29 protein-coding genes are annotated in these 25,668 nt (G+C 58.2%); 15 read left to right on the forward strand and 14 right to left on the reverse strand.

Going from position 1 to position 25,668, the window contains the following annotated elements; genetic code table 11:
* Positions 1-25: 25 nt before the first annotated feature.
* The 6 genes from tsf to DWB63_RS01075 all read right to left on the reverse strand — a co-directional run bounded on the left by tsf (position 26) and on the right by DWB63_RS01075 (position 4,713).
* Positions 26-835, reverse strand: coding sequence for a translation elongation factor Ts (gene tsf / locus DWB63_RS01050; protein WP_128326947.1), 810 nt, complete (start codon positions 833-835; stop codon positions 26-28).
* Entirely contained in the window at positions 835-1,626 is a 792-nt protein-coding gene (gene rpsB / locus DWB63_RS01055) for a 30S ribosomal protein S2 (protein WP_128326948.1), read from the reverse strand. Before rpsB ends, tsf begins: the two co-directional genes overlap by 1 nt.
* Before the next feature lie 214 nt (positions 1,627-1,840).
* A complete protein-coding gene (locus DWB63_RS01060) occupies positions 1,841-2,167 on the reverse strand; it encodes a hypothetical protein (RefSeq protein WP_128326949.1) in 327 nt (108 codons plus the stop codon).
* A gap of 5 nt (positions 2,168-2,172) precedes the next feature.
* On the reverse strand, positions 2,173-2,535 hold the full coding sequence (locus tag DWB63_RS01065; RefSeq protein ID WP_128326950.1) for a hypothetical protein: 363 nt from the start codon (positions 2,533-2,535) through the stop codon (positions 2,173-2,175).
* Positions 2,536-2,645: 110 nt separating this feature from the next.
* Positions 2,646-3,758, reverse strand: coding sequence for a spore photoproduct lyase family protein (locus DWB63_RS01070; protein ID WP_128326951.1), 1,113 nt, complete (start codon positions 3,756-3,758; stop codon positions 2,646-2,648).
* Positions 3,751-4,713, reverse strand: a complete 963-nt coding sequence (locus DWB63_RS01075) for a hypothetical protein (protein ID WP_128326952.1) — start codon at positions 4,711-4,713, stop codon at positions 3,751-3,753. Before DWB63_RS01075 ends, DWB63_RS01070 begins: the two co-directional genes overlap by 8 nt.
* Before the next feature lie 264 nt (positions 4,714-4,977).
* Here DWB63_RS01075 and fusA point away from each other — a divergent pair, with 264 nt between their 5' ends.
* The 5 genes from fusA to DWB63_RS01100 all read left to right on the forward strand — a co-directional run bounded on the left by fusA (position 4,978) and on the right by DWB63_RS01100 (position 10,617).
* Positions 4,978-7,035: an elongation factor G gene (gene fusA, locus DWB63_RS01080; protein ID WP_128326953.1), complete on the forward strand. Its 2,058-nt coding sequence runs from the start codon at positions 4,978-4,980 to the stop codon at positions 7,033-7,035.
* A gap of 115 nt (positions 7,036-7,150) precedes the next feature.
* Positions 7,151-7,873, forward strand: a complete 723-nt coding sequence (locus tag DWB63_RS01085; RefSeq protein ID WP_128326954.1) for a lysophospholipid acyltransferase family protein — start codon at positions 7,151-7,153, stop codon at positions 7,871-7,873.
* A 6-nt stretch (positions 7,874-7,879) separates the two neighbouring features.
* Positions 7,880-9,538, forward strand: a complete 1,659-nt coding sequence (locus DWB63_RS01090) for a ribonuclease J (RefSeq protein ID WP_277749733.1) — start codon at positions 7,880-7,882, stop codon at positions 9,536-9,538.
* A 78-nt stretch (positions 9,539-9,616) separates the two neighbouring features.
* On the forward strand, positions 9,617-10,087 hold the full coding sequence (locus DWB63_RS01095; RefSeq protein WP_128326955.1) for a hypothetical protein: 471 nt from the start codon (positions 9,617-9,619) through the stop codon (positions 10,085-10,087).
* A 62-nt stretch (positions 10,088-10,149) separates the two neighbouring features.
* Positions 10,150-10,617, forward strand: coding sequence for a hypothetical protein (locus tag DWB63_RS01100; RefSeq protein ID WP_128326956.1), 468 nt, complete (start codon positions 10,150-10,152; stop codon positions 10,615-10,617).
* A 293-nt stretch (positions 10,618-10,910) separates the two neighbouring features.
* Here DWB63_RS01100 and DWB63_RS01105 read toward each other — a convergent pair whose 3' ends face one another.
* Together DWB63_RS01105 and DWB63_RS01110 are read right to left on the reverse strand one after the other, a co-directional pair.
* On the reverse strand, positions 10,911-12,227 hold the full coding sequence (locus DWB63_RS01105) for an L-serine ammonia-lyase, iron-sulfur-dependent, subunit alpha (RefSeq protein WP_128326957.1): 1,317 nt from the start codon (positions 12,225-12,227) through the stop codon (positions 10,911-10,913).
* Positions 12,224-12,751, reverse strand: coding sequence for a hypothetical protein (locus tag DWB63_RS01110; protein ID WP_128326958.1), 528 nt, complete (start codon positions 12,749-12,751; stop codon positions 12,224-12,226). Before DWB63_RS01110 ends, DWB63_RS01105 begins: the two co-directional genes overlap by 4 nt.
* Positions 12,752-12,941: 190 nt before the next feature.
* On the opposite strand from DWB63_RS01110, the gene DWB63_RS01115 reads away from it, so the two are divergent.
* The 3 genes from DWB63_RS01115 to DWB63_RS01125 all read left to right on the forward strand — a co-directional run bounded on the left by DWB63_RS01115 (position 12,942) and on the right by DWB63_RS01125 (position 16,180).
* Complete coding sequence (locus DWB63_RS01115) at positions 12,942-14,708, forward strand: chloride channel protein (RefSeq protein ID WP_128326959.1); 1,767 nt, start codon at positions 12,942-12,944, stop codon at positions 14,706-14,708.
* 111 nt (positions 14,709-14,819) lie between these two features.
* A complete protein-coding gene (locus DWB63_RS01120; RefSeq protein WP_128326960.1) occupies positions 14,820-15,341 on the forward strand; it encodes a hypothetical protein in 522 nt (173 codons plus the stop codon).
* 290 nt (positions 15,342-15,631) lie between these two features.
* Complete coding sequence (locus DWB63_RS01125; RefSeq protein ID WP_128326961.1) at positions 15,632-16,180, forward strand: hypothetical protein; 549 nt, start codon at positions 15,632-15,634, stop codon at positions 16,178-16,180.
* 51 nt (positions 16,181-16,231) lie between these two features.
* On the opposite strand, the gene DWB63_RS17510 is transcribed toward DWB63_RS01125, so the two are convergent.
* Positions 16,232-16,354 (reverse strand): hypothetical protein, encoded by a 123-nt coding sequence (locus DWB63_RS17510; RefSeq protein WP_277749734.1) that lies wholly within the window; start codon positions 16,352-16,354, stop codon positions 16,232-16,234.
* A gap of 238 nt (positions 16,355-16,592) precedes the next feature.
* Here DWB63_RS17510 and DWB63_RS01130 point away from each other — a divergent pair, with 238 nt between their 5' ends.
* Positions 16,593-17,009, forward strand: a complete 417-nt coding sequence (locus DWB63_RS01130; protein WP_128326962.1) for a MarR family transcriptional regulator — start codon at positions 16,593-16,595, stop codon at positions 17,007-17,009.
* Between the two features lie 76 nt (positions 17,010-17,085).
* Positions 17,086-17,358 carry a YciI family protein gene (locus DWB63_RS01135; protein ID WP_206613111.1) on the forward strand — a complete coding sequence of 91 codons (273 nt, stop codon included), beginning with the start codon at positions 17,086-17,088 and terminating at the stop codon, positions 17,356-17,358.
* 12 nt (positions 17,359-17,370) lie between these two features.
* On the opposite strand, the gene DWB63_RS01140 is transcribed toward DWB63_RS01135, so the two are convergent.
* From DWB63_RS01140 to gcvH, 5 genes are all read right to left on the reverse strand, one after another.
* Positions 17,371-17,817: a YhcH/YjgK/YiaL family protein gene (locus DWB63_RS01140; protein ID WP_128326963.1), complete on the reverse strand. Its 447-nt coding sequence runs from the start codon at positions 17,815-17,817 to the stop codon at positions 17,371-17,373.
* Positions 17,817-19,178 (reverse strand): FAD-dependent oxidoreductase, encoded by a 1,362-nt coding sequence (locus DWB63_RS01145; protein ID WP_128326964.1) that lies wholly within the window; start codon positions 19,176-19,178, stop codon positions 17,817-17,819. Before DWB63_RS01145 ends, DWB63_RS01140 begins: the two co-directional genes overlap by 1 nt.
* Positions 19,168-20,610, reverse strand: coding sequence for an aminomethyl-transferring glycine dehydrogenase subunit GcvPB (gcvPB, locus tag DWB63_RS01150; RefSeq protein ID WP_128326965.1), 1,443 nt, complete (start codon positions 20,608-20,610; stop codon positions 19,168-19,170). Before gcvPB ends, DWB63_RS01145 begins: the two co-directional genes overlap by 11 nt.
* Complete coding sequence (gene gcvPA / locus DWB63_RS01155; RefSeq protein ID WP_128326966.1) at positions 20,607-21,941, reverse strand: aminomethyl-transferring glycine dehydrogenase subunit GcvPA; 1,335 nt, start codon at positions 21,939-21,941, stop codon at positions 20,607-20,609. The genes gcvPB and gcvPA overlap by 4 nt, the downstream gene beginning before the upstream one ends.
* A gap of 105 nt (positions 21,942-22,046) precedes the next feature.
* Positions 22,047-22,427, reverse strand: a complete 381-nt coding sequence (gene gcvH / locus DWB63_RS01160; RefSeq protein WP_206613112.1) for a glycine cleavage system protein GcvH — start codon at positions 22,425-22,427, stop codon at positions 22,047-22,049.
* A 315-nt stretch (positions 22,428-22,742) separates the two neighbouring features.
* Here gcvH and DWB63_RS01165 point away from each other — a divergent pair, with 315 nt between their 5' ends.
* The 5 genes from DWB63_RS01165 (at position 22,743) to DWB63_RS01185 (ending at position 25,611) form a co-directional block, all read left to right on the forward strand.
* Positions 22,743-23,438, forward strand: coding sequence for a methyltransferase domain-containing protein (locus DWB63_RS01165; protein WP_128326967.1), 696 nt, complete (start codon positions 22,743-22,745; stop codon positions 23,436-23,438).
* Positions 23,439-23,453: 15 nt separating this feature from the next.
* On the forward strand, positions 23,454-23,873 hold the full coding sequence (gene nikR, locus DWB63_RS01170) for a nickel-responsive transcriptional regulator NikR (protein WP_128326968.1): 420 nt from the start codon (positions 23,454-23,456) through the stop codon (positions 23,871-23,873).
* A 156-nt stretch (positions 23,874-24,029) separates the two neighbouring features.
* A complete protein-coding gene (folE2, locus tag DWB63_RS01175; RefSeq protein WP_128326969.1) occupies positions 24,030-24,803 on the forward strand; it encodes a GTP cyclohydrolase FolE2 in 774 nt (257 codons plus the stop codon).
* A 30-nt stretch (positions 24,804-24,833) separates the two neighbouring features.
* Positions 24,834-25,205, forward strand: a complete 372-nt coding sequence (locus tag DWB63_RS01180) for a hypothetical protein (RefSeq protein WP_128326970.1) — start codon at positions 24,834-24,836, stop codon at positions 25,203-25,205.
* A gap of 79 nt (positions 25,206-25,284) precedes the next feature.
* Entirely contained in the window at positions 25,285-25,611 is a 327-nt protein-coding gene (locus DWB63_RS01185; RefSeq protein WP_128326971.1) for a flagellar basal body protein, read from the forward strand.
* Positions 25,612-25,668: the final 57 nt, after the last annotated feature.

The following is a 25,668-nucleotide window of genomic DNA, read 5'->3' on the forward strand; positions in this document are numbered from 1 at the left end:
GTTTTCGTTTTTTTTGGCAATAGGTCTATTCGGCTTTTTCGCCAAGCGCCAGACGGTGGAAGCTGGCGACGGAAGCACCTTTGAGGATCTGCTTGATGGTCTGCTTGTCGTCCTTGATGAAGGCCTGCTCAACGAGACAGACTTCCTTGTAGAACTTGTTCATGCGGCCAACGACGATTTTCTCGGCGATTTCCTGGGGCTTGCCTTCGTCCATGGCCTGCTTGATGTACAGGGCCTTTTCCTTCTCCAGAACGTCTGCGGACAGCTCGTCAGGAGTGATGCAGGTCGGGTTCATGGCGGCCACATGCATGGCAACGTCCTTGGCTGTATCAGCGTCATCGGTGCCGGTCAGCTCGACGATGGTGGCGAGCTTGTTGTTCGAGTGGACGTATACGCCGAGCACACCGTCGGTGGTGACTTTGGCAAAGCGTCCGACACCCATGTTCTCGCCGAGCTTGGCGATGAGGTCGGTGACGTCGGCAACGTCGGCAGGCAGATCTTCGGCGGTGCCGGAGGTCACATCCAGACCGGCGATCTTCTCGGAGAGAGCAGCTGCAAAGCCCTGGAAGTCGTCACCCTTGGCGACGAAATCGGTTTCGCAGAGCAGTTCGGCGATAACGGCGGTCTTGCCGTCTTCGGAGACGAACGGCGTGACCAAGCCTTCGGAGGTGTCGCGACCGGCCTTTTTGGCGGCTTTGGACAGACCCTTTTCACGGAGGTACATGACGGCTTTTTCTTCGTCGCCTCCGGATTCCACCAGGGCTTTCTTGCAGTCCATCATGCCTGCGCCGGTCTTTTCGCGCAGGTCCTTAACTTGTGCAGCGGTAATCGACATTATTCCTTCTCCTCGGCAGGGGCTTCAGCGGGAGCTTCGGCCTTCTCTTCGGTTTTGGGCTCAGCCGGTTTCTCGGCAGCCTTTTCGGCTTCGGCCTTGTAGTCTTTCTGCATGGCAGCGCCTTCAAGGCAGGCATCGGCCATGTGGGTGGCGAACAGCTTGATGGCGCGGATGGCGTCATCGTTGCCGGGAATGATGTAGTCCACCATATCGGGATCGCAGTTGGAGTCAACCACGGCCACGACCGGGATGCCGAGCTTGCGGCATTCCTGGATGGCGATCTGCTCGCGCTTGGGATCGATCACGAAAGCGGCCCGGGGGGCTTCGTTCAGATCCTTGATGCCGCCCAGCGCCAGGTTCAGCTTCTTGACCTCGCGGTTCATGCCCACTGCTTCCTTCTTGGTGTAGCGGGAGATGGAACCGTCCTCGAACATCTGTTCGAGGTTCTTGAGGCGGTCAATGGATTTCTTGATGGTCTGGAAGTTGGTCAGCGTGCCGCCCATCCAGCGATGGGTGACGAAGTACATACCGGCGCGCTCGGCTTCCGACTTGACGGATTCCTGAGCCTGGCGCTTGGTACCGATGAACAGTACCTTGCCGCCCTTGGCAACGGTATTGACGATGAAATCATGGGCGGTGGCAAACATCTTGACGGTCTGCTGCAGGTCCATGATGTGGATGCCGTTGCGGGCGCCGAAGATGTAGGGGCGCATTTTGGGATTCCAACGGCGGGTCTGGTGGCCGAAGTGGACGCCGGTCTCCAGCATCTCCTTCATGGTAACGTAAGCCATACTAATCTCCTGGGTTTTTCGTCCATCCCGCAGTCCCAAAAGGAGTCCGCAACAACGCGGACCACCCGGAGTTATGGGCGGGATGTGTGAATTTGAAGTCAGGGTACTTAACCAAAAATAACAGGGTTGGCAAGTGGTGAGCGGATTATTTCGCTGATTTCCTGTTGACCGAAGTAATCGGGGTGAATCCGGGCGGCTATGAGGGTGTTTTTTTCTATCCTAAACTCAATGCCCAGCCGCCGAGAAAGCAAATGCCCAAGACAAAGGCATAAATTTGAATTGTTGCGCAGTGGCGATACGAATTGGTGTGGATGTCGTACTTCCCTTGGCTGACTTTAAAGGTGACGTGCATCAGAGAGAATACCCCGGCGATGACACTTGTGGCCATGAGAATTATCGTTGGATATTTGATCCATAACGGGAGAATTGCCTCATTATTTATTATAATCTGGACGATGAAAGCAATGGATGCCGAAGCAAGGGTGATGAACAGTTTGCAGATATCTATTGAATACTGGCAGGCGTCTTTTTCGTGGGACATGGTTCTTACTCCGGCATGCAAAATGGCCAGATGGTGCACCATAATTCTTTAATGGAAGCAGTGACATCTTCCGGGATGATATGGCGCCGTCCGGCATTGCTCGCGATTCGGGCGGCTGCGCGCATGATCTTTGAGGCCGACTTTTCCGTTGCTTGTGATTGCAATTGGCCTCCGCGGGATTTTTTGAACCGCGCGTGCTTCCCCAACAGCGCTTTCAGGCGTTCTTCGTTCTCTTTGATGTTTTGGACGGCTGTTTCGGCCAAGGCTGCGGGGATCTCCGGCGCGTACCCTCCGATGTCTTCTTCTTCGCAGACTTCGGACGCCACTCTGGAAATGATTTCTTGTATCGAGTCGTAATCTGGATTCATCAGAACGACCTCAACGGCCAGGTTATTTCGGTTGTTGCGAAAACAGGAAAATCAACTACCGTATATTCACCATATAGGGTGTAATGGTCAAGTCAATATTGTGGGGAACGTTATTCCCCGAAAGCCTTGGTCATGAGCCGGTTGTTCAATCCTCCGAAGTCCTTTGGCGCGTAGCCGAAGACTTCCTTCCATACTTCGGTGGATTCCATGCAGAAGTAGAGCTGTTCGTCCATGCCGTGGGAGCGCAGTCGGTCCACCATGAACATGAACTGCTCGACGCGCAGGGGGCGGAGCAGTCGGGCCTTGCCGTCCAGGCCGGGGACGAATTCATTATAAATATATGTGGTGTCCGGGAAATTGTCCGCGATGATCGGGGTGAGCTGAGGCATGCAGCGAAAGGAACCGATGGACATGTAAGCGATCTGTTCCGGCCTGACATAGTCGAAGATACGGTCAATGATCTCGGTGTAGCCTTGCTTCCAGCCGGGATAATGGATGACCGGGTCGAAGTGCAGGCAGACCCTGAATCCGGCCTCGGCGCAGGTGCGGGCCGCCTCCAGCCGTTCGGTCAGGGTGGAGACGTTGAATTCCTCATGTTCGTTGATGAAGGGCGCGTTCAGGGACCAGGCGGGCAGGACGCGGTCCGCGCGGGTGGTGGCGTTCATCCAGGAGAGGTCCACCACCTTGGATTTCAGCTCCAGAACCACGTTGTCATGCCCTTCGAGAAATTGGATGAGATTGTGGCTGTATCCGGTCAGGTGCTCCAGGGCGAGGGAGTCGGTGAATTCTCCGGTGCCCACGCGGTAACGGGTGTTTCTGTCCGCGCTGAACGCGTTGTCCAGTTCGGTGAAAAGGTCGTCCTGATTGGCCCATATCTTGAGCACCCGGTCCTGAAAGTAGGCCTGGAGGATGCAATAAGAGCAGGCCATGGGGCAGTTTTCGCCGATATGAATGATGCGGTAGCCGCAGCAGTGGTAGGCGCGGGTGCCGGGGCAGAATCGGAGAAATTTCCCCTTGTATTCCTTGAGATAGAGCGCCTGGGTGTCGCCCTCCGAGAATTCCACCCGGTCCTGGTCGGGCGAAACCACGGTCCAGGGAATGTCTGCCTGGCTGGTCCCGGCCAATGTCTCGCGAACCCGGTTGGCAATGGGGGAGTCCTGCATGGATTCGTCCACGAAAACATGGCCGATCTTGCGCAGGTGTGCAGGAAGGTGTCTAGTCATCGGTGCCGCCCAGATTCCATATTTTCGTCCAGGCAGGGGAAGCGGACATGGTCTTGAGGTCCTCCACGGCCTTTTCGAGTTGGGCCGCGTCCTTGATTCGGATGGTCAGTTCGGCTCCGTCGGTCTCGAAATTGTCGGGCTGGGTCACGCGCCACCGCGTGGATGCGGTGATTTCGCCGGATGCCGCGCTGAAGCGGTCCTGCAACCGGGTCAGTTCCGGGTAGCGCACCTGACGAATTGCGGTTGAGAGCCGGGCGATGGCGTCCTTTGGGGAGAGTCCCTGGGCGAAGATGGCTGCCGCGCCAGCCTGTTTCATGACCTCTGCCACGGACGTGCCGGTCATCTTTGCCGCCTCGAACAGCCAGGTCAGGACATTGACCGCATTGGAGCGGGACCAGGAAAAACCGGTGAAGAGGGGGGCAGCGTCCTCTTGGTCCGCTTCGCTCATGCGGCTCAACACCGTGGCCGCGGCCAGGGGGACATTGCCGCGCTCAAGCAGACCCTGCCAGGCTTCAGGCAGGTTCAGCCAGGCCAGGAACAGCCTGCCGTCCTTGGATTGGGGCTTGATGCCCAGCCGGGGCAGGATATCCTTTGCAAGGGCCGCTTCGTTCATACGCGGGGCAAAGTACTTCAGGGCCTGCAGGCGCATGGCGTCATGAAGGGGCCGCTGCACGTTGTCGGCCAGGTAGAGGAGGCCCAGGTCGATGTCGTTGGCATCCTGGACCATGCGGGCCAGGACCGGCCTGCCCAGGGCCGCCAGGATGGACAGCCGGGAAGCCCCGGCGATCAGTTCCAGGCCAGTGCCTATGTCGCGAACCAGCACGGGCGCGGATTGTCCGAATTCCGTTATGGAAACCGTGAGTGACTCATGGTTGTCGGCAGTCCAAAACAGGTGGGCGCCATCCGCATGTATGGCCGGGGCAGAGGCCGTGAATATTTCACTTGTAAGCAGCAAGTCTGGCTCCTGATTATTTCTCTGATTATCGTTTTAACAGATTGAAATTGTGGGTGAATAATGTAAAATGGCAACGAGGCTTTTATAAAGAGTCTGTTATTTCAATGGGATAAAATAAAGTTCTACTGATCAACACCGCTTGACATTCTCGCGTTGCTCTTCCTATAGGACTAAACCCGTTAAAAACCAAGTGCTGTACTTATCGCGGGGTTTTTTGCTCCGCGAATTCGATAAGGACAACCTGAAAACGATGTGGAGTGAAGTATGCCTGACCTGAAAACCCAAAGAACTTATGCACTCGTCGGTCACGGCGGTTCCGGTAAAACCACCGTCGCCGAGATGTTGCTTTTCAATGCCGGAGTTGTAAACCGCCTCGGCAAGGTCGAAGACGGTAACACCGTACTTGACTATGAGCCCGAGGAAATCAAGCGTCGCGGTTCGGTTCAGCCTGGTTTTGCCAGCTTCAAGTGGAAAAAGAACGACCATTTTCTCATAGATACTCCCGGTGACTCCAATTTTGCGGGTGACCTGTCCTATTCCCTGACCGCTGCCGACGGCGTGGTCATGGTCATAGACGCTGTGGACGGCGTCAAGCCGCTGACCCGCAAGGTGTGGGCCCTGGTTCAGGGAATGAATCTGCCCTCCATGATCGTTATCAACAAAATGGACCGCGACCGGGCGGAATTCGACATGGCCTTCAACGGCATTTCCGAGGCCCTTGGCGCCCGACCGGCCCTGTTGTTCTACCCCATCGGGACACGGGAAAATTTCAAGGGCGTGGTGGACATGATGTCCGGCAAGGCCCTGTTCTTCGGTGAAGACGGCGCGGTTTCCGAAGGTGAAATCCCCGGCGACATCGCTGATGAAGTCGAGGCCCTTCGCGAGACCATGATTGAGAACATCGCAGAATCCGACGAAGAGCTCATGGAAAAGTATTTGGAGGAGGGCGAGCTTTCTCCCGAGGACATCACCAAGGGGCTTCAGCTCGGTGTGGCTTCCGGCGAGCTGGTTCCCGTGGTCGTTTCCGCCGCCCTGAACAATCAGGGCGGTCAGATGATTCTGGACACCATCCAGAATCTGCTGCCCGGTCCGCTGGACCATGCGGCCTGGCAGGGCGAGGAGGGCGAACGCGCAAGTTCCCCGGACGAGCCCATGGCCTGCTTCGTCTTCAAGACCCAGGCCGACCCCTTTGCCGGTCAGCTCACCGTGGTCCGCGTCCTGTCCGGTGAACTCAAGCCCGATTCCCAGCTTTTCAACGCCTCCAATGGTGAGAAGGAGCGTGTGGGGCAGCTTCTGGTCATGAACGGCAAGGAGCAGACTCCGGTCAAGACTCCCATGGGGCCCGGCTCCATCGTCACCCTGGCCAAGCTCAAGAATACACGCACCGGCGACACCCTGGTCGAAAAGGCCGAGTTCAAGTTCGCCAAGCCGGAGATCGCTCCGCAGTTGATTACCTTTGCCCTGGCCCCGGCCGAAAAGGGAGACGAAGACAAGGTGTACGTCGCCGTTGCCAAGCTTTTGGACGAAGACATCACCTTGACCCTGGCCCGAGACGAGGAGTCCGGGGACATCCTGCTTTCCGGCATGGGGCAGAACCACATCGAAATATCCGTTGAAAAGGCCAAGCGCCGTTACAAGACCGCTATCGTCCTGAAGACGCCCAAGGTTCCGTACCGCGAAACCTTCAAGACGGGTGCCCGTGAAGTTCAGGGCCGTCACAAGAAACAGTCCGGCGGCCGCGGCCAGTTCGGTGATTGTTATATTCACGTCGCCCCCAGGCCTTCCGGCGCCGGGTATGAGTTCATCGATTCCATCGTGGGCGGTTCCATCCCCCGGCAGTTCATCCCCGCCGTGGACAAGGGGGTTCAGGAGACCGCTGCTCGCGGCGTGCTCGCCGGGTACCCGATCATCGACTTTCAGGTGACGCTCTACGATGGCAGCTACCACAACGTCGATTCCTCGGAAATGGCCTTCAAGGTGGCCGGTTCCCTGGCCTTCAAGAAAGCGTGCGAAAAGGCCAAGATGGTTCTGCTTGAACCCATCATGCTGGTCACGGTGGCCGTGCCCGACTCCTTCATGGGAGACGTTATCGGCGACCTTTCGTCCCGCCGCGGCAAGGTTTTGGGGTCCGATTCCCAGGCCGGCCTGACCGAGGTCAAGGCACATGTGCCCATGGCCGAAATGCTCAAATACGCACCCGACCTGAACTCCATGACTGCTGGTCAGGGTACCTTCTTCATGGAATTCGCTTCCTATGAGGAATGCCCGCCCCAGGAAACAGAGAAGGTCATTGCCGCTCACAAGAAGACTGAAGAAGAGTAGGTTGTCTGCAACGCTAACTACAGGGGCGGCGGTTTATTCCGTCGCCCTTTTGTTTTTCTTGTTTCATGCTGTCTTTTGGTTTATTCAAACGGGAGCTTACATATAAGGACGGATGATGTTTCGACGATTATTTTTCACCATACTGCTCGTTCCCGTGACCATATGGTACAGTATCAAGATGTTGAAGGTGGACCCTGATACGGCCACTCCCGAGGAATATGACCGATGGGGCCTTGCCTGGGGCCGAGCCGCTGTCCGGCTGTCCGGCGTCACGATCGATGCGGACATGGGCGAAATCAAGCCCGGCGGCCACTATGTCTTTATCGGCAATCATCAGTCCAATCTCGACATCCCGGTGCTGTTCACGGTGCTAAAGAACAACCGCATCCGGTTCGTGGCAAAGAAATCCCTGTTTGATATTCCCATCTACGGCAAGGCCCTTGCCCATGCCGGACATATCTGCATAGACCGCGAAAACAGGCGGGCGGCCATGCAGTCCCTGAACGATGCCGTGGAGGCCTCCAAGAGCGGCATTTCTCCGCTGGTGTTCCCGGAAGGCACGCGCAACACCGAACTTGACGACCTCATGGAGTTCAAGATCGGGGCCATGATCATTGCCCTCAAATGCGGCCTGCCGGTGGTGCCGTTCGTCATGACCAACACGGGACGCATCATGGGCAAAGGCGATATCGTCATCGACAACCGTCCGGTGGTTCGATTCAAGGCGCTGCCTGTCATCGATCCGTTGCAGTATGCGCTCAAGGATCGTGAAAAATTCAAGGATGACCTGTATGCAATGATGAGCAAGGCATACAGGGAATTGCTGGCCAAGGGGTAAGTGCAAGTGGAAGCCGAAAAGTCCTTCAGTCTTTACCCCCTCGGCGGTCTCGGCGAGATCGGCATGAACTGCATGCTCTACAAGACCGAGAAATCCATGGTCATGGTTGATTGTGGATTGATGTTTCCGGAGGACTACCATTTCGGCGTGGATGTGGTCATTCCCTGCTTTGATTTTGTCATCAAGAACAAGGCCATGCTCAATGGTATCGTGCTCACCCATGGTCACGAGGACCACATAGGCGCGCTGCCCTGGCTCCTGCAGCACGTGGATGTGCCTGTGTACGGTTCGGAGTTCACCCTCGGGCTGGTGGAGAACAAGCTGCGAGAGCACGATCTGGAACGCTGGGCCGACCTGCGTTCCGTCCGGCCCTACGACAGGGTTCTGCTCGGTGATTTCCGCTTCAACTTCTTTCCGGTCTGTCACTCCATCATCGAGGGCTTCGGACTGGGCATTGAAACTCCTGCGGGCCGGGTGGTGCATACCGGAGACTTCAAGATCGACCGCAATCCCATGGGCGGACATGCCACGGACCTGGGGGCTTTCCGCAAATTTTCCGAGCCGGGCGTGCGCGTCATGCTGTCCGACTCGACCAATGTCGGGAGCGAGGGCTTTGCCCTGACCGAGCGCGAGATCAAGGTTTCCCTGCGCGAGATTTTCAGCAAGGCCAAGGGGCGCATCCTCGTTTCGCTGTTTGCGAGTCATATCCAGCGGATACAGGAGATTTTCGATTTGGCCGATGCCGAGGGCCGCAAGGTGGCCGTATCCGGCAAGTCCCTGCACCGCAACATCGAATTGGCTCGGGATTTGGGGTACCTGAAGATTCCCAAGGGCACGTTCATAGAATTGGACGGACTGGACGTCTATGGCGATTCCGAATTGGTCCTGCTCGTTACCGGATCCCAGGGCGAACCCCTGGCTGCATTGTCGCGCATGGCCTTGGGCGAGCACCGCCAACTGGTGGTCAAGCCGGACGATCTGGTCATTTTGTCTTCCAGGTTCATTCCGGGCAACGTCAAGGCCATCAATCGGGTCATCAACAACCTGTATCGCCTTGGTGCCGAGGTTCTGTATGAGAAGATACACGGTATTCATGCGTCGGGACATGCCCATGCGGGCGAGTTGATCCTCATGCTCGAGACCGTGCGGCCCGAATATTTTATCCCTGTGCACGGCGAATACCGGCATCTGGTCAAGCACCGACGGCTGGCCGTGGACTGCGGGGTGGCGGAAGAAAAATCATTGGTGGTGGAAAACGGTCAGCCCGTGACCTTCTTCGAGGACGGCGCTTTCGCGTTTCAGCCCAAGATTCCGGCCGACAAGATACTGGTGGACGGCAAGGGTGTGGGCGACGTGGGCCAGAGTGTGCTCAAGGAACGTCACCTCCTGGCAGGCGAAGGCATGGTCATCGTGGTTCTTGTGGTGGACGAAGCTACTGGCGAGATATCCATGGGCCCGGACATCATGAGCAAGGGGTTCGTGTTCGAACAGCAGTACCGGCATCTTCTGGACGATGCCAAGTGCATTGTCCTGGACGTGCACGAAAACATTGCGCCCGGCGATACCACCAAGCTCAAGGAGCGCATCCGTTCGGCCCTGCGTCGTTTTTTCCGCAAGGTGCTGGGCCGCGATCCCGTGGTGGTCCCTCTGGTTATAACCATTTAGGCGTCTGGACTTCGTTTCCGTGTTGGGCTAAATACTGGAACTGGTCAAAAGAGAAAGTTATTGAAAAGGATACTCGAAATGAAAAAGATCATGTTTGCTGTAATGATGATGGTGATGGCCGGCCTGTTGACGGCTTGCGGTGCGCAGAAGACCCAGCTTGCCATCGGCCAGGAACTGGTCCGGGAAGGCGATTGCGCCGGGGCCGAAGAGTACCTGGACGTCACCATTGCCCAGCCCCAGACTGCCTCGGAGTTGGGGCTCGCCTATTTTCTCAAGGGGAAATGCGCCGAGAAGAGCGGAGATTATGCATCCGCATACGAGAATTACTATGCCGCCAAGCTTCTGGCCTGCTATGTGGTCAGTCATGATACCGAGGTCAACCTGAATACCTACGCCCGGAGCGAGTACTGCGAGAGGATCATTCCCGAGATGCTCGAAAACCTGGCTCCCAAGGTGGGCGATGCCGCCGCTGTCGAGCGCATAGAAGCCAAGGTGAACGGAATAATGACCGACATGTATATGCAGCGATTCGAGAAGCGCTTGGAATAACATTGACTGACGCCCCGCCCTCGGGGCGTTTTTGTTGGGACTCCGTAACCGGGGAGCAAGGCATGGCGTTGGCAGATTATACCGGAAGCGTTGAGCGGTTGCAGCAGACGTTGGGCAGGGGATTCGCCGCCGAGCCGTGGGTTCTCAACATGCCGGGCCGTTCCATTGCCTGCAAGATCGACCAGTACTATTATTTGGCGGTCATGCCCGCTTTCATTGAGACCCTGGGGCGCATGGGCGGCATGTTCCCGGATCAGGTCCGGGAGGCTTTGGTCAGGACGGGCAACTTCATCACAAAGGCCCCGGAGCGCGATCCGGTGATATCCCTGACCGTCAGTTGGGGAGGCCGGGGAGTGACCGTCAACGGCGCTTTTGTAGACGCCGACTTCATCGACCGAGCCGTGAAGACCTATGGCGGCCTCGCCGCTGTCCTGAATGTCTCGGACCTCAAGATCAGCAGCGATGACCGCGAGCGGATCGAGGCCTTCTTCGAGGACAAGACCCCGCCCCAGGCGTTGGCGTATTATTAGCGCAATGTATCTTTGAAAGGCCCTTTTTGGGGTGGCCTCCGGCGGCTCCTCGCCGGAGAGGCGTCTCCGACGGCCAGAGAACCTTTTGAAAAAGGTTCTCTGGACTCTCCCAAACTTTTTGGTGCCGCTTCGCGGTGGTGGGCGACAAAAACCCCCGCGTCTCAACGAGACGTGGGGGGGCCTTTTGCTGTCGTGCGCCCTTGCCGCAGGCACACAAAAAGTTTTGAAGGGGGAGTCCAGAGGGGGAAACCTTTTTCAAAAGTTTCCCCCTCTGGCCGCCGGAGGCATTCTTCCTAAACGTCGTTGAAGCGCTTCTTCAGCATGATTTGCAGGATGGTCTGGTCGGTTTGGATCATGCCGTCCACGGCCAGGGTGCCCACGTTGCGCATGGTGTCTTCGGACGAAAGACCTATGATGCCGTCCGTGTGGTGCACATTGACGCCCTGGAGTGAGAACAGGGCGGCCTGAACAGCGGTGCCCGCGGCTGTGGCCAGCTTGAGTGCGCAGCCGGTCTTGGCCCCGTCGCAGATGATTCCGGCCAGGTCTTCGAGGAGATTCTTGATGGCTCCGGCAATGTGTTTGGCGTCACCGCCGAGCAGGAAGGTTATTCCGGCGGTCGCGCCCGCACCGGCGGCCACGGAACAGCCGCAGATGGCGGAAAGCCGTCCGGTATGCGCTTTGACGAAGGCAGTCACGATGTGTGACAGGGCAATGGCTTCGAGTACGGCCTTCGGCTCGATGCCTTCCACGTAATCCTTCACGGCCCAGATGGGCAGGATGGCGGTCAGGCCGTGGTTGCCGGACCCGGCGGAGCTCATGGCCGGAAGGGATGCGCCGGACATGCGGGCGTCGGCTGCGGCCGATGCCAGGATGCGGGCGGCCAGCATCATGTCCTTCTTGATCAGCCCCTGACGTGAGAGCCGTTCCAGGGTCTTGCCCACCCCCAGGCCCAGGCCGTATTTGAGGCCCTGTTCCGCAAGGCGCATGTTGACATCCACGCCCTCCCTGATAAAGGCGAAATCATCGTCATCCAGTTCATCGGTCAGGCCGACAAGTTCGTTCAGGGTCAGGGTCTTGAGCCAGGCCTCCATGGCGGCCACCGGAGAGGGACCGCCTTCGGTCCTGCCCTTTATGAGGGGACTGTCCACGGGCTTGCCGTTGAGCGTCAGGGAGACGATGTTGTCGTGCAGGCCTTCGATGACGGACTCGGCCGTGTTCGAGCCTGAGATGGCCCGGGTGCGGATGAGCAGCCCTCGGTGGTCAGTGAGCAGGGTGACGGTTACCTTTTTGGCGGCCAGGGCGGCCTTGGCAGCGGTCACATGCGCATCGGTGACGGTCTGCAACACTTCCAGGCGCAGGGCTGGATCGCCGCCCACGGCGCCGAGGGCCGCAGCCGTATCCAGGCCGCATAAGCCGTTTGCGCCGGGAATGGAGACGGCCAGGCCGTTTTTGTACACGTTGGGGTCCACCGCGACCTCAAGAGTGTCGAAATCATCTGTGGGGAGCAGTGACATGGCTGACGCCGCGCCCAGGGCAATGGCTACCGGCTCGGTGCAGCCCAGGGCCGGAGCCACCTGGATGGAGAGAACGTCTTTGACCGTGAATGTCATGATTGCTTCCTGACGGTACTCTTGGGGCAGTCCGCGCTCATGTAGCAGACCTCGCAACCACCGGTGTAAGGGTAGGGGGTAAGGACGGCGTATTTGCGGTTGACGGTGCCTTCCGCGTTCCAGGTCAGGCCCAGGTCCTTGAACGCATCAAGGACGCCCTGGCCCGGACGGGGCAGGGGAGCGCACTTGCCGTCGGCCAGTTCCGGCACGAACCCCTGGGCGGTGCTCATGACCATGGTGATGGCCAGGGCATGGAAGAGCAGTCCGTGGGTCGGGGAGTCCTGCCATACACCCTCGATGGTGTCTTCCACTTCCTTGTCGAGGAAGATGAGTACGAAATTTCCGCTTCCTTCAGGATTTTTCAGTTCATAGGCATTGAGACAGTTGTGCGCCCACTTGTCCCAGAATTCTTCGAAATCCTCCATGACATCGCCGTCAATACGGGTTTCGCCTGCGATATCCATGTAGTACATCATGTCGAATTCAGGTTTCGGAACCAGGGGGGAAATTTCGAGTTTTGCCATGTATCTTCTCCGTAAAAGGAATGTCGTTATGTTGGGGAGGCCCTGATTACCCTTTTTCTCGATTTCACTCAAGTTCTCCGGGCAATGCGTTGCGCTCTGTGGGCAAGTCGGGTTATGATTGCGCAAATTGGTAATATATCCGAAGCTTTCATTGTCAACACCTCAGGACAACGTGAACACTGGAGATTCAATGCCTGCTGATCGAGGTGAGCCGCTCTTTCAAAAGTTGAAAAGACCTAATGTCAGGTACCTTTTCCTGGCCATACTCATCGGAGTGCTTGCCGGGTACGGTGCCGTTCTGTTCAAATACGGCCTCAAATACATGCAATGGGTGTTCTATCAGAACTCCAGCGATTTCCTGACCTTTTCAGAGACCATTCCGCTGTGGATGAAAATTGTCATGCCTGCGGCGGGCGGATTAGTGGTGGGTGTCGTGGTCAGTTACTTCGCCTCCGAGGCCAAGGGACACGGTGTCCCCGAAGTCATGCAGGCCATTGCGCTCAGGGGCGGGCGTATCCGCAAGAGGGTGGCTGCCGCCAAGATATTTGCCTCGGCCGTGACCATCGGCTCGGGCGGTTCCGTGGGGCGTGAAGGGCCCATGGTCCAGATCGGGGCATCCATCGGCTCCTCGGTGGGGCAGCTCTTCCAAACTCCCAGCGTACACATGAAGACCATGGTCGGATGTGGCGCTGCGGCAGGCATCGCTGCCACTTTCAATGCCCCCATCGCCGGGGCGCTTTTTGCCCTTGAGATCATCATCGGCGATTTCGGGGTCATGCAATTTTCTCCCGTGGTTTTGTCCTCGGTCACGGCCACGGCCATTTCGCGTTATTATTTCGGTGATTTTCCGCATTTCGACCTTCCCGAATATACCATTGTCTCCCTCTGGGAATATCTTTTTTATCCGTTGCTCGGCGTGATTACGGGTTTCGTGGCCCTGGCTTTTACCAAGACCCTCTATAAATTTGAGGATGCATTTGATGCCGTGCGTATCCCGGAATGGATCAAGCCCGCCATCGGAGGCGCACTGCTGGGCGTCATCTTCGCTATCTTCCCGCAGGTCTTTGGTGTGGGGTATGGGGCCATGAATCTGGCCCTGGTCAACAAGATGGGATTTCAGCTCCTGGCCGTGCTTATTGTGGTCAAGATTCTGGCCTCCTCCATCACCCTGGGGTCGGGTGGCTCGGGCGGCATCTTTGCGCCGAGTCTGTTTCTCGGCTGCATGACCGGCGGGGCCTTTGGATTCATTCTGCATGCGCTGCTTCCGGCGCACACGGCCTTGCCGGGCGCCTATGCATTGGTGGCCATGGGCGGGGTTGTGGCCGGGACAACCTACGCGCCCATCACCGCCATTCTGATCATCTTCGAGATGACCTCCGATTATTCCATCATTCTGCCGCTCATGCTGACCTGCATCACGGCCACAGTCATGAATTCCACCATTCAGCGCGCCTCGATTTACACCACCAAGCTGCTTCGGCGCGGCATCGACATCGAGGCCGGCCGCGATCGGCATCTGCTCAACCACATGCTGGTCAAAGAGGTTATGGATCGTGACATAGTCACCATTCCGAAGTCCATGTCGCTCTCCCGCATCATCTGGACCTTCAAGGTCGAGAATGCGCCCTACCTGCACGTGGTGGACGACCAAGGGAGGCTTACCGGTATTGTTTCCTTTCGCGATATCCGTACCGTGCTCCATGAGGAGGGATTGAACGAGTTGCTCATCGCCGACGATCTGGCCACTCTTGATCCGGTCACCGTGACCACTGACGACACCTTGCAGGACGCCCTGGACAAGATCACCGATAGGGGTGTTTCGCAGCTGCCGGTGCTCAGCACCGGCAGGGAGCGCAAACTGGTCGGCACCCTGACCGAGTTGGCCATCAACGCGGCCTACAACTCGGCCATTGTCAGGGCGGAGATTGCCGAGGATCACAAGCCGCCCATGAGATGAGGACCGAACGGGTCCAGGCGGTTGATTGCCGTTGAGGCGTGCCGGGCTTTGTGTTACCTCCTTCGGAACAGGCCCTGTTGGCCGGACTTTCTACTTCGAGGAACTGGCCCCATGAATGAAATTCGCATATCCGTGACCCTGTCCCTGGACGAGAAGCACCCCGAGGACGGGTACATAGATTTCAACCTGTCGGTTGACGGGCAGTACCTGCACGACGTCGGCGTCTATGTCGATCCGGTTGATCTGGTCACTTCCGCCACCATGTCCGGAGAATTCTTCATCTATACCTGCGATTGCGGCAACCCCGCCTGTCAGGGGATAGATGAAGGGGTCATGGTTTCGCATTCCAAGGATGCGGTGACCTGGCGGCTCAGGAATCCCATTTCCTGGCCCTCGGACGAAGCCAGACCGCCGTGGGAGCATGACGCTGAATTCATCTTCCCGAAGAATCACTACCTGCAACAGGTGGCCATGGCCCTGGACCACGCCAAGCGACTGGCCAAGGGGATTACTCTTTCCGGCCAGCTTTGGGTCGGCCCGGCCCTGACCATCGAAAGCCTCATGGCGCTTGAGGCCCCGCCGCTGGATGGGGATTTCTTTGCCGTCGAACCCGAGGGGCGCGCGTTGCATTAACCGTTTGCCTTGCGGGGTGAACTGGCCTATGGTTTTCCTGCCTGCTCAGGTTGCTTTTCCTGTGGACCTTGATCCAGCCGGAGGAGCAGACATGTCCGTTTTCAATCCAGATCCAAATCGTTTCTATCGCGCCCACTTGTTGCATGCGCTGCCTTTTGTCGTGGGATAGCTTTGTCTTTCCGGAGATTGATCATGTTCAGGGCTCGGGCTTTTGTGCCTGCGGGAGGAGTGCCTGTTTCGGAGGCGAATCCGGGATTCGCTGAAATTCTTGCCGAAGACAAGGGGCACCTATGTTGTACGTACCACTCAAGGTTTATCCGAATCAGCAGAGTCTCAAGGGATGCATGAGCATGGCAATCCTTTGCCTGGGGCTGGCTACGGCCGGATTTCATCTGATCAGTCATCCCAACCTGAGGGTTGCGGTCTACTCCATCTGCATGGCGGGGTTTGCCGTGTCCATGATCAATATCATTGCGGTCATGAGGCGTCAGCCCATGATCAAGATCCTGGACGATCGGTTTTCGGTATACACCCCGTTCGGGTATGTCCTGATTCGATTCGGCGAAGTTCTGATCTTTCGCAAGGGCAGGATGCCGTTCTTCAATACGATGCGTATCGAGATCAACCGGTCGGCACGTCCCAGGTACCCTTCCGGCTTTGGACGGCTGCTGAACGCCGTTGTCCGCCTGAATTTTTCCAACAAGGTCACCATTCCCGGCTTCATGCTCGGAGCCGATCCCGATTCGGTGGTGCAGTTGTTGGAGAAGCGGCGGTTGGCCGCCGTGCGGCTGGAGGCCATAGGGGGCTATGACCCCACGGCAGTGACCACGGTCGGATGATTGGACGGAACAACCGGGAAGCCCTGTACGCATGGCTTCCCGGTTGTTTGTTCATGCGCCTGCAACCGCTGCCTGGGCCGGGTTGTGCCGTGCCCTTGTCCGTGGGCAGCCGTCCAGTTTGCACCGGTCCGGTCCGCAGTCGATTTCCTTTGCGGCAAAGACCGGGCGGGTCATGTTGCGCGCTCCTTTGGCGGCACCGTTGCAGCCGATGCGCGTGGGCAGGTGGCGCAGAGCTCACTGGCGGTCGGAACATCCGGGGAGGGGAGACAAGGGCGTCGATCCCTGAAATCCACCGCCGTCAGGCTGTCGATCGTGTGGCAGCGGTCTTGCCGGAGTAAATGGTTGACAAGGAAACTAAATCGTCTTATCCGGAGGGTTATGGTTGACAAGGAAACTAAAAGGAAGCGGACGCATGGTTGATCCCAATATGTTTGTCAAAGAGATGTTGAGGCTCGGAGTGTATTTGCAACGCGAGGGCGCGCGCATGGCCCGGGAATACGGGCTGACGCAGCAGCAGTTCGTGGTTCTCGTGGCCGTGAGCGAGCAGGGATCTGTCACCCAGAAGGAGATTGTGTCCTATCTCCTGTATGAGAAGTCGAATGTGTCCAAGTCCATTGCCCGTCTTGAAAAGATGGGCTACGTGCTCACCCGGCGCAGCCATGCGGACGGCCGTATGGTGGAATGCGCGGTGACGGAATCGGGCCGACAGACCGTGGCTGCCTGCATGAAGGTCATGCGGCAGTGGAATGAGAAGTGGTTGCGGGGTGTCCCGCCAAAAGAACTCGCTGCGGCCTGGGCCGTGCTGCATGGGCTTGGGCCAATGGCCTGAGGGGGAGCGTATGCGGAAGGTTGTTGGAGTGTTTTTGGTGTTGTTGTGCTGCTCGGCAGCGGCCACTGGAGGAGATATGGAAGTTCATGAAGACCAGGAGTTTGCCTATGTCTATTTCATGTCAGGAAATCCCGAGGAGATAGGTGAAGCGGTGCCCGGGCACATCCGGTATTGGGAAGACCTGCGTCTTGAGGGGTATCGGGGCGGTCCGTTCGCCGATCGTTCCGGCGGAATGATCGTGTTTACCGCCGTTGACGAGGATCAGGCAAAGCGGATAGTGGCCGGCGATCCCTTTGTGGAGCGGGGGGTGGTCGGTGAGTCGTGGCTCAAGGCGTGGCGGGCGGAATAAAGGCGACCGTTGTTACACGGCCACCTTCATGATCACCTTGTGCAACTCCCCGTCCGAAATCATGGGCATGTGCGCGTCCTCGGGGAAGTAGACGGCAAACATGCCGGGCGTCACCTCGGTCCAAACCGTGGGCGCATCCGCGTAGAAGGCCACGTCCGAGCGCGGGTCCGAGGCGTCTGTTTTCGGGCCGAGGTCCCGGCGCGGTTTCCAGCCCATGGAGTCCGTGCCCTTGAGGACGAACTGGATGTCGATGTACTGATCGTGGGTCTCGATTCGCGCGTCTTCAACCTTGCGGCCCGGTCCTTTGGCTACCACCGCATACAGCCTGTCGCCGTCCACCTCCACGCGTCCTTCCGGCAGATCGGCCAGATCCTCCCTTCGCAGGAAGGCGAAGGCCGCAGCAAAGCGCGGATGCAGATTCGCGTAGAGATCGGCGTTTTCAAGTGGAGCCAGTATCATCAGACCTGCTTTCTCTCTGCCTTGAGGGCCATGAGCAACGCCTCGTCCAGGGACGGGTGCGGGAAGATGGTTTTGTGCACGTCATCGATGGTCCAACCCTGCTGCACTATCAGCGTGGCCGGGGTGACCAGACGGGAGACATCGTGTCCCACGCCGGTGACGCCCACCACCTTTCCGCCGGACCAGATCACCTTGACGAATCCCTGGGTGGCTGCATGGGCCTGGGCCATGGGGTTGGCCGCCAACTGTGCGGTGGAGGTTTCCGCAGTGTCGAAGTCGACAAGGAATGCCTCGTTCTCCATGAGTCCCACGCGCATGGCTTCGGGGGCGCCGTAGAGCACGCTCGGCACCGGGCCGGACTCGTAGGGCGCCCCTGTCTTGCCTGCGGCATGCGCGGCCACGTAATGGGCCTGATGCGAAGCCGCATGCGCCAGTTGGATATGGCCGTTGGCATCGCCGATGGCGTAGATGTCCGGTGCTGCCTCCATGTGCTCGTTTACCTGAATCTGGTTGAACATGAGTTCGATGCCCGCCTCTTCAAGGCCGATGCCCTGGGTGACGGGCCCACGGCCCACGGCTACCAAGGCCTTGTCCGCCGTGATCTTGTCGCCTGATTCCAGGGTCAGTTCGGCCTGGCCGTTGACCGTTCTCACGCCTGCCACGCGTTTTTCGAGCAGGACATCCCATTTCCACCGCTTGAAGGTGGACTGGAGCGCCTTGGAAACCTCAAGGTCTTCCAGCGGGGCCACGCGGTCCATGGCGTCCACCACGGTGATTTTTGCACCGAAACGATGGGCCACCTGGGCCATTTCCAGGCCGATGAAGCCCGCACCCACCACGATGAGCGAGGTGGGCATGGTCTCCATGGACAGGAACATGTCCGAATCGAGCACACAGTCATTGTCGGGTTCCAGGCCGGGGAAGAAGATGGGCTTGGAACCGGTGGCAATGACCAGTTTTTTGTATTCCAGGGTCTGCTCGCCTTCGGCGGTTGCCACGGTGACGGTGTGCCCGCCGGACAGCCTGCCGATCCCTTCAACGAGTTCGATGCCGAGTTTTTTCAACTGCATGGCCATGGCCTTGCGGGTGCCTGCCAGGTGTTTTTGCACCCGGCCCTGCAAGGCGGCGAAATCCACGACCACCTCGCCGGAAGCGACTTTCATCCTGGCCTGGTTGTGCAGTTCCTCGATGGCCGAGGTCGCGCCGAGCCAGAGCTTGGTCGGGATGCACCCCCGGTTGAGGCAGGTGCCGCCCAGGAAGTCCTTTTCCACCAGTGCGACCGAAAGGCCGTAACCGGCGGCTTCCGCAGCGGCGTCAAATCCGCCGGGACCTGCGCCGATGACCACGAGATCAAAGGTCATCGGTCAGCTCCATGGAACGCGCTGCCTTGGTCTCGTCCAGCCGGGTCACGGGCAGTGTGACCGGGGCCGAGGTCAGGGCTGCGGGGTTGGTGTCCACCAGCTCGGCCAGTTCGATCAGGTCGTCGATGAACTGGTCCAGAGTTTCCTTGTTCTCGGTCTCGGTGGGTTCAATCATAAGCGCTTCGGGAACGATGAGCGGGAAGTAGATGGTGGGCGCATGATGTCCCTTGTCCAGCAGTCCCTTGGCGAAATCCAGGGCGCGTACGCCTTTTTTGGCTTGGGCCGAGGCCGAGGCCACGAATTCATGCATGCAGATGCGGTTGAAGGGTATTTCGAAGTGGGTGGACAAACGTTTGCGCATGTAGTTGGCCGCCAGTACGGCGTTCTCCGAGGCCCTTGTCAGGCCAAGGCCACCCAGGCGCAGCATGTAGGCGTATGCTTTCAGGTAGACACCGAAGTTGCCGTAAAACGGGGCTACGTATCCGATGGATTTCGGGTAGTTGTAATCAAGGAAGAACCGCCCGTCCTCCTGTTTGGCCACGCGTGAGATGGGCAGGAAGGGGACCAGCTTTTCGCTGACGCCCACCGGGCCGGAGCCGGGTCCGCCGCCGCCGTGAGGGGTGGCCATGGTTTTGTGCAGGTTCCAGTGGACGATGTCGAAGCCCACGTCTCCCACGCGCATCTTGCCCATGATGGCGTTCAGGTTTGCGCCGTCGTAGTAGAGCAGGGCGTCCACCTTGCGCAGCATCTTGACGATGGTGGGCAGGTTGCGCTCGAACAATCCCAGGGTGTTGGGGCAGGTCATCATCATGCCGGCCACGTCGTCGTCCAGGACTTCGGCCAGGGCATCCGGGCTGACGATGCCGTCCACGGATTCCACGGTGATCACGTCATAGCCCGCGATGGCAGCCGAGGCGGGGTTGGTGCCGTGGGCCGAATCGGGCACGATGATCTTGGTCTTTTTGTTGCCGCGATCCTTGTGGTAGGCGGCCATGAGCATGACGCCGGTCAGTTCGCCGTGCGCTCCTGCCATGGGATGCAGGGTGTAGGCGGCCATGCCGGTGATTTCCGAGAGCAGATTCTCGGTTTCGAACATGACTTCCAGTGCGCCCTGGCACAATCCGCCCGCGCCCTGGAGCTGGGGTAATACCGGATGAAGCCGGGTGAAGCCGGGCATGGCAGCCACCACTTCGGTGAACTTGGGGTTGTACTTCATCGTGCACGAACCCAAGGGATAGAAATTGCCGTCCACGCCATAGTTGCGCTGGGAGAGTCTGGTGAAGTGGCGGACCACATCCAACTCGGAGGCCGAAGGCAGGCCGATGTCGCCGTCGCGCAGCAGTTCCTTGGGGATATAGGCTTCTTCAGCCATGCCTTCGCAGGGCCAGCAGCCCTCGCGTCCGGCTACGGAAGTTTCGTATATGGTCTTCATTTGAGCGCACCTCGCAGCATCTCGGCAAAGATGCCGATCTGTTCTTCGCTGGTCTTTTCCGTGCAGGCCACCAGCAGACCGTTTTCCAGTCCATCGAAATAGCGTCCCAAGGGGAAGCCGGGCACAAATCCGCGCTCGGTCAGCTTGGCAATCACCTCATAGGCGTTTACCGGCAGGATGACCGCGAACTCGTTGCCGAAGGCTCCCTTGGTGAGCATCTTCACCCCGGGGATGGCGGTCAGTCGTTCGGCGCAGATATGGGCGCGCTCGACCGAAATCCTGGCTGCCCGCTTGAGGCCCAGTTCGCCAAGGGCGCACATGTGGACCAAGGCGCGCAGGGCGCACAGGGACTGGTTGGAGCAGATGTTGGAAGTGGCCTTCTGGCGACGGATGTGCTGTTCCCGCGCCTGGAGGGTGAGCACGTAACCGGTGCGGCCCTCGGAATCTTCGGTGCGGCCCACGATGCGGCCGGGCATCTGACGGATCATTTCCTTGTTGCAGGTCATGATGCCCAGGTAGGGGCCTCCGAAGGAGAGTGGCAGTCCCAGGGATTGGCCTTCGGCCACGGCAATATCCGCGCCCATGGCGCCCGGCGTCTTGAGGAGCGTCTGCAAGACCGGGTAGGAGGATATGATGGACACGGCCTTGACTGCCTTGGCGGCCGCGAACAGTTCGGTGAAATCATTGATGGACCCGAAGAAGTTCGGATTCTGAACCAGCAGGGCGGCGGTGTCGGTGTCCAGGGCCGCCTTCAGGCCTGGAATGTCTGTCAGGCCGTCCTTGTGAGGCACGGTCACGAATTCGATGTCCAGATTGGACGTATAGGAGTCGAGCATGACCCGGTAAATGGGGTTCAATGCTTCGGAAACAATGACCTTGCGCCGTTTGGTCTTGCGGACGGCCATCATCAGCGCCTCGTACAGGGCGGTTCCGCCGTCATATACGGAGGCGTTGGCGTACTCCATGCCGAGCAGGCGGGTGACGCCGGTCTGGTATTCGAAGATCGCCTGGAGTGTGCCCTGGGAGGCCTCGGGCTGGTACGGGGTATAGGCCGTGTAGAATTCGCCGCGCATGGTCAGCGCATCGACGGCGGCTGGGATGTAGTGGTCGTAAAAACCCGCACCCAGGAAGCTCACGCTGTTGATGGTGTTTTTGGCTGCCATGGCTTCGAGTTTGGAGAGAACCTCCATTTCGCTCAACCCCTCGGGAAGATCGAAACTTTGGGGGCGCATATCCTCCGTGATCTCGGCAAAGAGGTCTTCCACGGAGTCGACGCCGATGACGGCGAGCATTTCCCTGACCTCGTCCTCGGTATGTGGAACGTAAGGCATGATGAATCCTTGGCGGCTGCGTGTTCCCAAGTCGGTTGGAGCAGCCTTGTTCAGTTTGTTGTATAGAAAAAGGCCGAGGCTTTCGCCCCGGCCCTGAAACTCGAACTAGTGGGCTTCGGATTCGACGACTGTGGCGTATTCGTCGGCGTCCAGGAGTCCCTCGGGGGTGCCCTTGATCTTGAATTTCAGAAGCCAGCCGTCACCGTACGGTTCTTCGTTGACTTTTTCCGGGTTGTCCTCAAGGGATTCGTTGACCTCAATCACCTCACCGGAGACCGGGGAGTAGATTTCGCTTGCGGCCTTGACCGATTCGACGGAACCCATTTCCGAACCGGCTTCAAAGGTGTCGCCCACTTCGGGCAGTTCAACGAAAGTCAGGTCGCCCAACTGTTCCTGGGCGAAATCAGTGATGCCGACTGTGGCAATATCGCCTTCAATCAGAACCCATTCATGGGATTTGGCGTAGAGAAGATCATCGGGAATCATATTATTACTCCTTGCTTTGGAAAAGCGGCTTTTTCAAGTCTATGATCGGCTGTCTTTAGCATGGGTTTTATACGTTGAAAATAGTAAAAAAAATGACACTTTTGCCATTATTTATTGAGCCTGCCACGGGAAGGGTCGGATTCGCCAAAAAGATGACGTGCGCTGTCGGCGTGTTGCCGAAAATAGCAGGGAATTCAAGCTTGTTGAAGAAATTGTGTTGTTCGGACGTTTCATACTATTAGTATGTTGTTGGTGTAAATTGTACTACGAAGTGTGTTGACGATAACACGAACAGGCGGTAGGTTTGCGGTGCGTATGGATAAATTTTTGATACAGACCGACTCCGAAGTGATATGCCCTTCATCCGCCCCCGGTTCCCGTGTGGAAGTGGAGGTGGAGGGGCGTGTCTGGCACCTTGATCGGGCCGCGGACATGGAAGCTCTCTGGGACCAGATGGACGACGGGGATCTGGACGAGGACGAACGGTTGCCGTATTGGGCCGAAGTCTGGCCTGCCAGCGTGCTTCTCGGGCGGCACATTCTGCGCAATGCGGACCGGGTCCGCAACCGGCCCTGTCTTGATCTCGGGTGCGGGTTGGGACTGACCGGCATGATCGCCGCATCTGTCGGGGCGCAGGTGATCGCCTTTGACTACGAGTGGCCAGCGGTCAGGTTCGCCCGGCACAACGCCGGTCTGAACAAGGTCTCCCAGCCGCTCTGGCTGCTCATGGACTGGCGTCAACCCGCAGTGCGGGCACACTCTTTCGACTTCATCTGGGGTGGGGATGTGCTCTATGAAAAACGATTTTTCGAGCCTCTGATCGAGTTGTTTCGCCATGCCCTTGCGCCCGGCGGAAGGATTTGGATCGGCGAACCCGTGCGCACGGTATCCCGTCCCGTCTGGGATGAACTGCGTATCCGGGGTTTTTCCCCGGAAAAGCTGACAGTGGAGAAAGTGGCCCTGTGCGGCCAGAATGCGACGGTAAACCTGTGGGAAATAACCATTCCCTGACCTGGAGGAGTATCTATGGGCAAGACTATCCGTTTCGGTGTGTCACTGGATTCAGAATTGCTGGAAAAGTTCGACCAACATTGCGAGGAGCGCAGCTACCAGACCCGGAGCGAGGCCATCCGCGATCTCATACGCAATACCCTGGTTCAGCGCGAATGGGAGCAGGCTGAAGGCGACCTGGCCGGAACCCTGACTCTGGTTTACGACCATCACAAATCCGGTCTGTCCCAGCGACTGACCGAAATCCAGCACGATGCCCACCACGTCATCCAGTCCTCGCTGCACGTGCACCTGGATCACTACAACTGCCTTGAGGTCATCATCCTCAAGGGTGATGCCGAAACCATCAAGGAACTGGGCCAGAGGCTTATCTCCACCAAGGGTGTCAAACACGGCAATCTGGCTTTGACGACCACGGGAAAAGATCTGATCTAATCCTTCAATTCTTCTCCCGTTTTTTCCTGAAGCCCGCGTGGCGGTCAGAAAAGCTCAGGAAAGGGATGGGACGGGGGACCGGACAAAGGGACGTGAGAACCCTTTTCGCAGGGTGTTCCGCTTCATTTTTTCCGGTCGCCGGAGGCAAATAAATACATGGAAGACGTACAGAAGCATCAGGCGGCCATAGCCATGCCCATTGACAGGGTGGGCGTGAAGGGGCTGCGGCTGCCGATCATTGTCCGGGACCGCGAGTCAGGGGTGCAGCACACCGTGGCCCAGGTTTCGCTGTCGGTGGATTTGCCCGCCGAGTTCAAGGGCACGCACATGAGCCGTTTCGTGGAGGCGCTGGAACACTGGTCCGGTGATTTGGACTATGCCTCCTTCCGGACCCTGCTCGACGACGTGGTGGTTCGGCTCCAGGCCAGAAGCGCGCACGTCCGGTTCGTGTTTCCCTATTTCCTGCGCCGCAGGTCGCCTGTGTCCAAGGCGAACGGCCTCATGGACTATACCTGCCGGGTGGACGGGTACCTGAAGAACGGCAGGCTGACCTTCACCCTGGGCGCGGATGTGCCGGTGATGACGGTCTGCCCGTGCTCCAAGGCCATTTCCGAAGAGGGCGCGCATTCGCAGCGGGCCGAGGTCCGCATCCGCACTCGGTTCGACGGCTTTGTCTGGCTGGAGGATCTGATAGAGATCGGCGAACGATCCGGTTCCAGCCAGGTCTATTCCCTGCTTAAACGCGAGGACGAAAAGTTCGTCACCGAGACCTCGTTCGCCAACCCGACCTTTGTGGAGGACGTGGTCCGCGAGGCCGCCAAGGGGTTGAGTGAGCATCCCAAGATCAACTGGTACAAGGTCGAAGTGGAGAGTTTCGAGTCCATTCATAACCATTCGGCTTTTGCCATCATCGAAAGTCATCCCGATTGATCAAGGTCAAGGGCCTTGAAGGAGTCTGTCATGACACGTTTCATTCCTGCCTTCATGATTCTGGCGCTGATTCTGTCCGTTGCCGTTGCCGGTGCCGCGGAACCGGTTCCCTTCCATATCCATTTCGTGGTCGTTTCCGATACGTTGCCTGACGGCAACAGTGCCGAGGATGTGGTGGAGGAATTCGAGAAGGAAGTCCTCAAACTGGCAGGCGGCTTTACCGAGATCGGTTCGACGCGCGGCGGTGAACTGGTGAACGGGGCTGTTGAATACCAGACGAATATTTCCTTCATGATTGGTGCGGACCGCGAGATCAGCAAGGAGTTGCACGAACTGACCAGGAAGTTCTTTGGCGGCCCCGGCGCGTTCATCATGGCCTGGCCCGGAACCGTGACGTACTAGGCTGGATTTGCCTTGTTCGGCCAAAGGACGTATATTGTCTCCAGGTTGCTTCCCTAACCCCGAAAGGGGGTGAATATCCATGTCCGACACCAATTTTTCGGCTCTGACCGCCCTGAGCACCGTTCAGGAAGTCTCGGCCAACAATATCGCCAATGTGAATACCGACGGCTTCAAGGCCAGTTCGGTTGTGCTCGAGTCCGGTCCAGAAGGGCAGGGGGTGGACGTGGCCGCCATCAATCAGTCTACCACGCCCGGTGCCATGCTCAACGGAGTGGAGACCTCCAACACCGATATCGGGCACGAAATGGTGGACATGATCAAGACCGGACATGCCTTTTCCGCCAACACCGTGTTCATTCGCGCCTCCGAGGAGATGACCGGCCATCTGCTCAACATGATAGCCTAACCCTGCTGCTTGACACCTTAATCATTCATGTCTTACGGTCTACCATGGCCCGTCTGC

This window comes from Pseudodesulfovibrio sp. S3 (assembly GCF_004025585.1).
Taxonomy (GTDB): Bacteria; Desulfobacterota; Desulfovibrionia; order Desulfovibrionales; family Desulfovibrionaceae; genus Pseudodesulfovibrio.

Excerpts from the sequence above, each read along its gene's own strand:
- tsf (WP_128326947.1), bottom strand. The coding sequence starts at position 835 with ATGTCGATTACCGCTGCACAAGTTAAGGACCTGCGCGAAAAGACCGGC.
- rpsB (WP_128326948.1), bottom strand. The coding sequence starts at position 1,626 with ATGGCTTACGTTACCATGAAGGAGATGCTGGAGACCGGCGTCCACTTC.
- DWB63_RS01060 (WP_128326949.1), bottom strand. The coding sequence starts at position 2,167 with ATGTCCCACGAAAAAGACGCCTGCCAGTATTCAATAGATATCTGCAAA.
- DWB63_RS01065 (WP_128326950.1), bottom strand. The coding sequence starts at position 2,535 with ATGAATCCAGATTACGACTCGATACAAGAAATCATTTCCAGAGTGGCG.
- DWB63_RS01070 (WP_128326951.1), bottom strand. The coding sequence starts at position 3,758 with ATGACTAGACACCTTCCTGCACACCTGCGCAAGATCGGCCATGTTTTC.
- fusA (WP_128326953.1), top strand. The coding sequence starts at position 4,978 with ATGCCTGACCTGAAAACCCAAAGAACTTATGCACTCGTCGGTCACGGC.
- DWB63_RS01085 (WP_128326954.1), top strand. The coding sequence starts at position 7,151 with ATGTTTCGACGATTATTTTTCACCATACTGCTCGTTCCCGTGACCATA.
- DWB63_RS01095 (WP_128326955.1), top strand. The coding sequence starts at position 9,617 with ATGAAAAAGATCATGTTTGCTGTAATGATGATGGTGATGGCCGGCCTG.
- DWB63_RS01100 (WP_128326956.1), top strand. The coding sequence starts at position 10,150 with ATGGCGTTGGCAGATTATACCGGAAGCGTTGAGCGGTTGCAGCAGACG.
- DWB63_RS01105 (WP_128326957.1), bottom strand. The coding sequence starts at position 12,227 with ATGACATTCACGGTCAAAGACGTTCTCTCCATCCAGGTGGCTCCGGCC.
- DWB63_RS01110 (WP_128326958.1), bottom strand. The coding sequence starts at position 12,751 with ATGGCAAAACTCGAAATTTCCCCCCTGGTTCCGAAACCTGAATTCGAC.
- DWB63_RS01115 (WP_128326959.1), top strand. The coding sequence starts at position 12,942 with ATGCCTGCTGATCGAGGTGAGCCGCTCTTTCAAAAGTTGAAAAGACCT.
- DWB63_RS01120 (WP_128326960.1), top strand. The coding sequence starts at position 14,820 with ATGAATGAAATTCGCATATCCGTGACCCTGTCCCTGGACGAGAAGCAC.
- DWB63_RS01125 (WP_128326961.1), top strand. The coding sequence starts at position 15,632 with ATGTTGTACGTACCACTCAAGGTTTATCCGAATCAGCAGAGTCTCAAG.
- DWB63_RS17510 (WP_277749734.1), bottom strand. The coding sequence starts at position 16,354 with ATGACCCGCCCGGTCTTTGCCGCAAAGGAAATCGACTGCGGACCGGAC.
- DWB63_RS01130 (WP_128326962.1), top strand. The coding sequence starts at position 16,593 with ATGGTTGATCCCAATATGTTTGTCAAAGAGATGTTGAGGCTCGGAGTG.
- DWB63_RS01135 (WP_206613111.1), top strand. The coding sequence starts at position 17,086 with ATGGAAGTTCATGAAGACCAGGAGTTTGCCTATGTCTATTTCATGTCA.
- DWB63_RS01140 (WP_128326963.1), bottom strand. The coding sequence starts at position 17,817 with ATGATACTGGCTCCACTTGAAAACGCCGATCTCTACGCGAATCTGCAT.
- DWB63_RS01145 (WP_128326964.1), bottom strand. The coding sequence starts at position 19,178 with ATGACCTTTGATCTCGTGGTCATCGGCGCAGGTCCCGGCGGATTTGAC.
- gcvPB (WP_128326965.1), bottom strand. The coding sequence starts at position 20,610 with ATGAAGACCATATACGAAACTTCCGTAGCCGGACGCGAGGGCTGCTGG.
- gcvPA (WP_128326966.1), bottom strand. The coding sequence starts at position 21,941 with ATGCCTTACGTTCCACATACCGAGGACGAGGTCAGGGAAATGCTCGCC.
- gcvH (WP_206613112.1), bottom strand. The coding sequence starts at position 22,427 with ATGATTCCCGATGATCTTCTCTACGCCAAATCCCATGAATGGGTTCTG.
- DWB63_RS01165 (WP_128326967.1), top strand. The coding sequence starts at position 22,743 with ATGGATAAATTTTTGATACAGACCGACTCCGAAGTGATATGCCCTTCA.
- nikR (WP_128326968.1), top strand. The coding sequence starts at position 23,454 with ATGGGCAAGACTATCCGTTTCGGTGTGTCACTGGATTCAGAATTGCTG.
- folE2 (WP_128326969.1), top strand. The coding sequence starts at position 24,030 with ATGGAAGACGTACAGAAGCATCAGGCGGCCATAGCCATGCCCATTGAC.
- DWB63_RS01180 (WP_128326970.1), top strand. The coding sequence starts at position 24,834 with ATGACACGTTTCATTCCTGCCTTCATGATTCTGGCGCTGATTCTGTCC.
- DWB63_RS01185 (WP_128326971.1), top strand. The coding sequence starts at position 25,285 with ATGTCCGACACCAATTTTTCGGCTCTGACCGCCCTGAGCACCGTTCAG.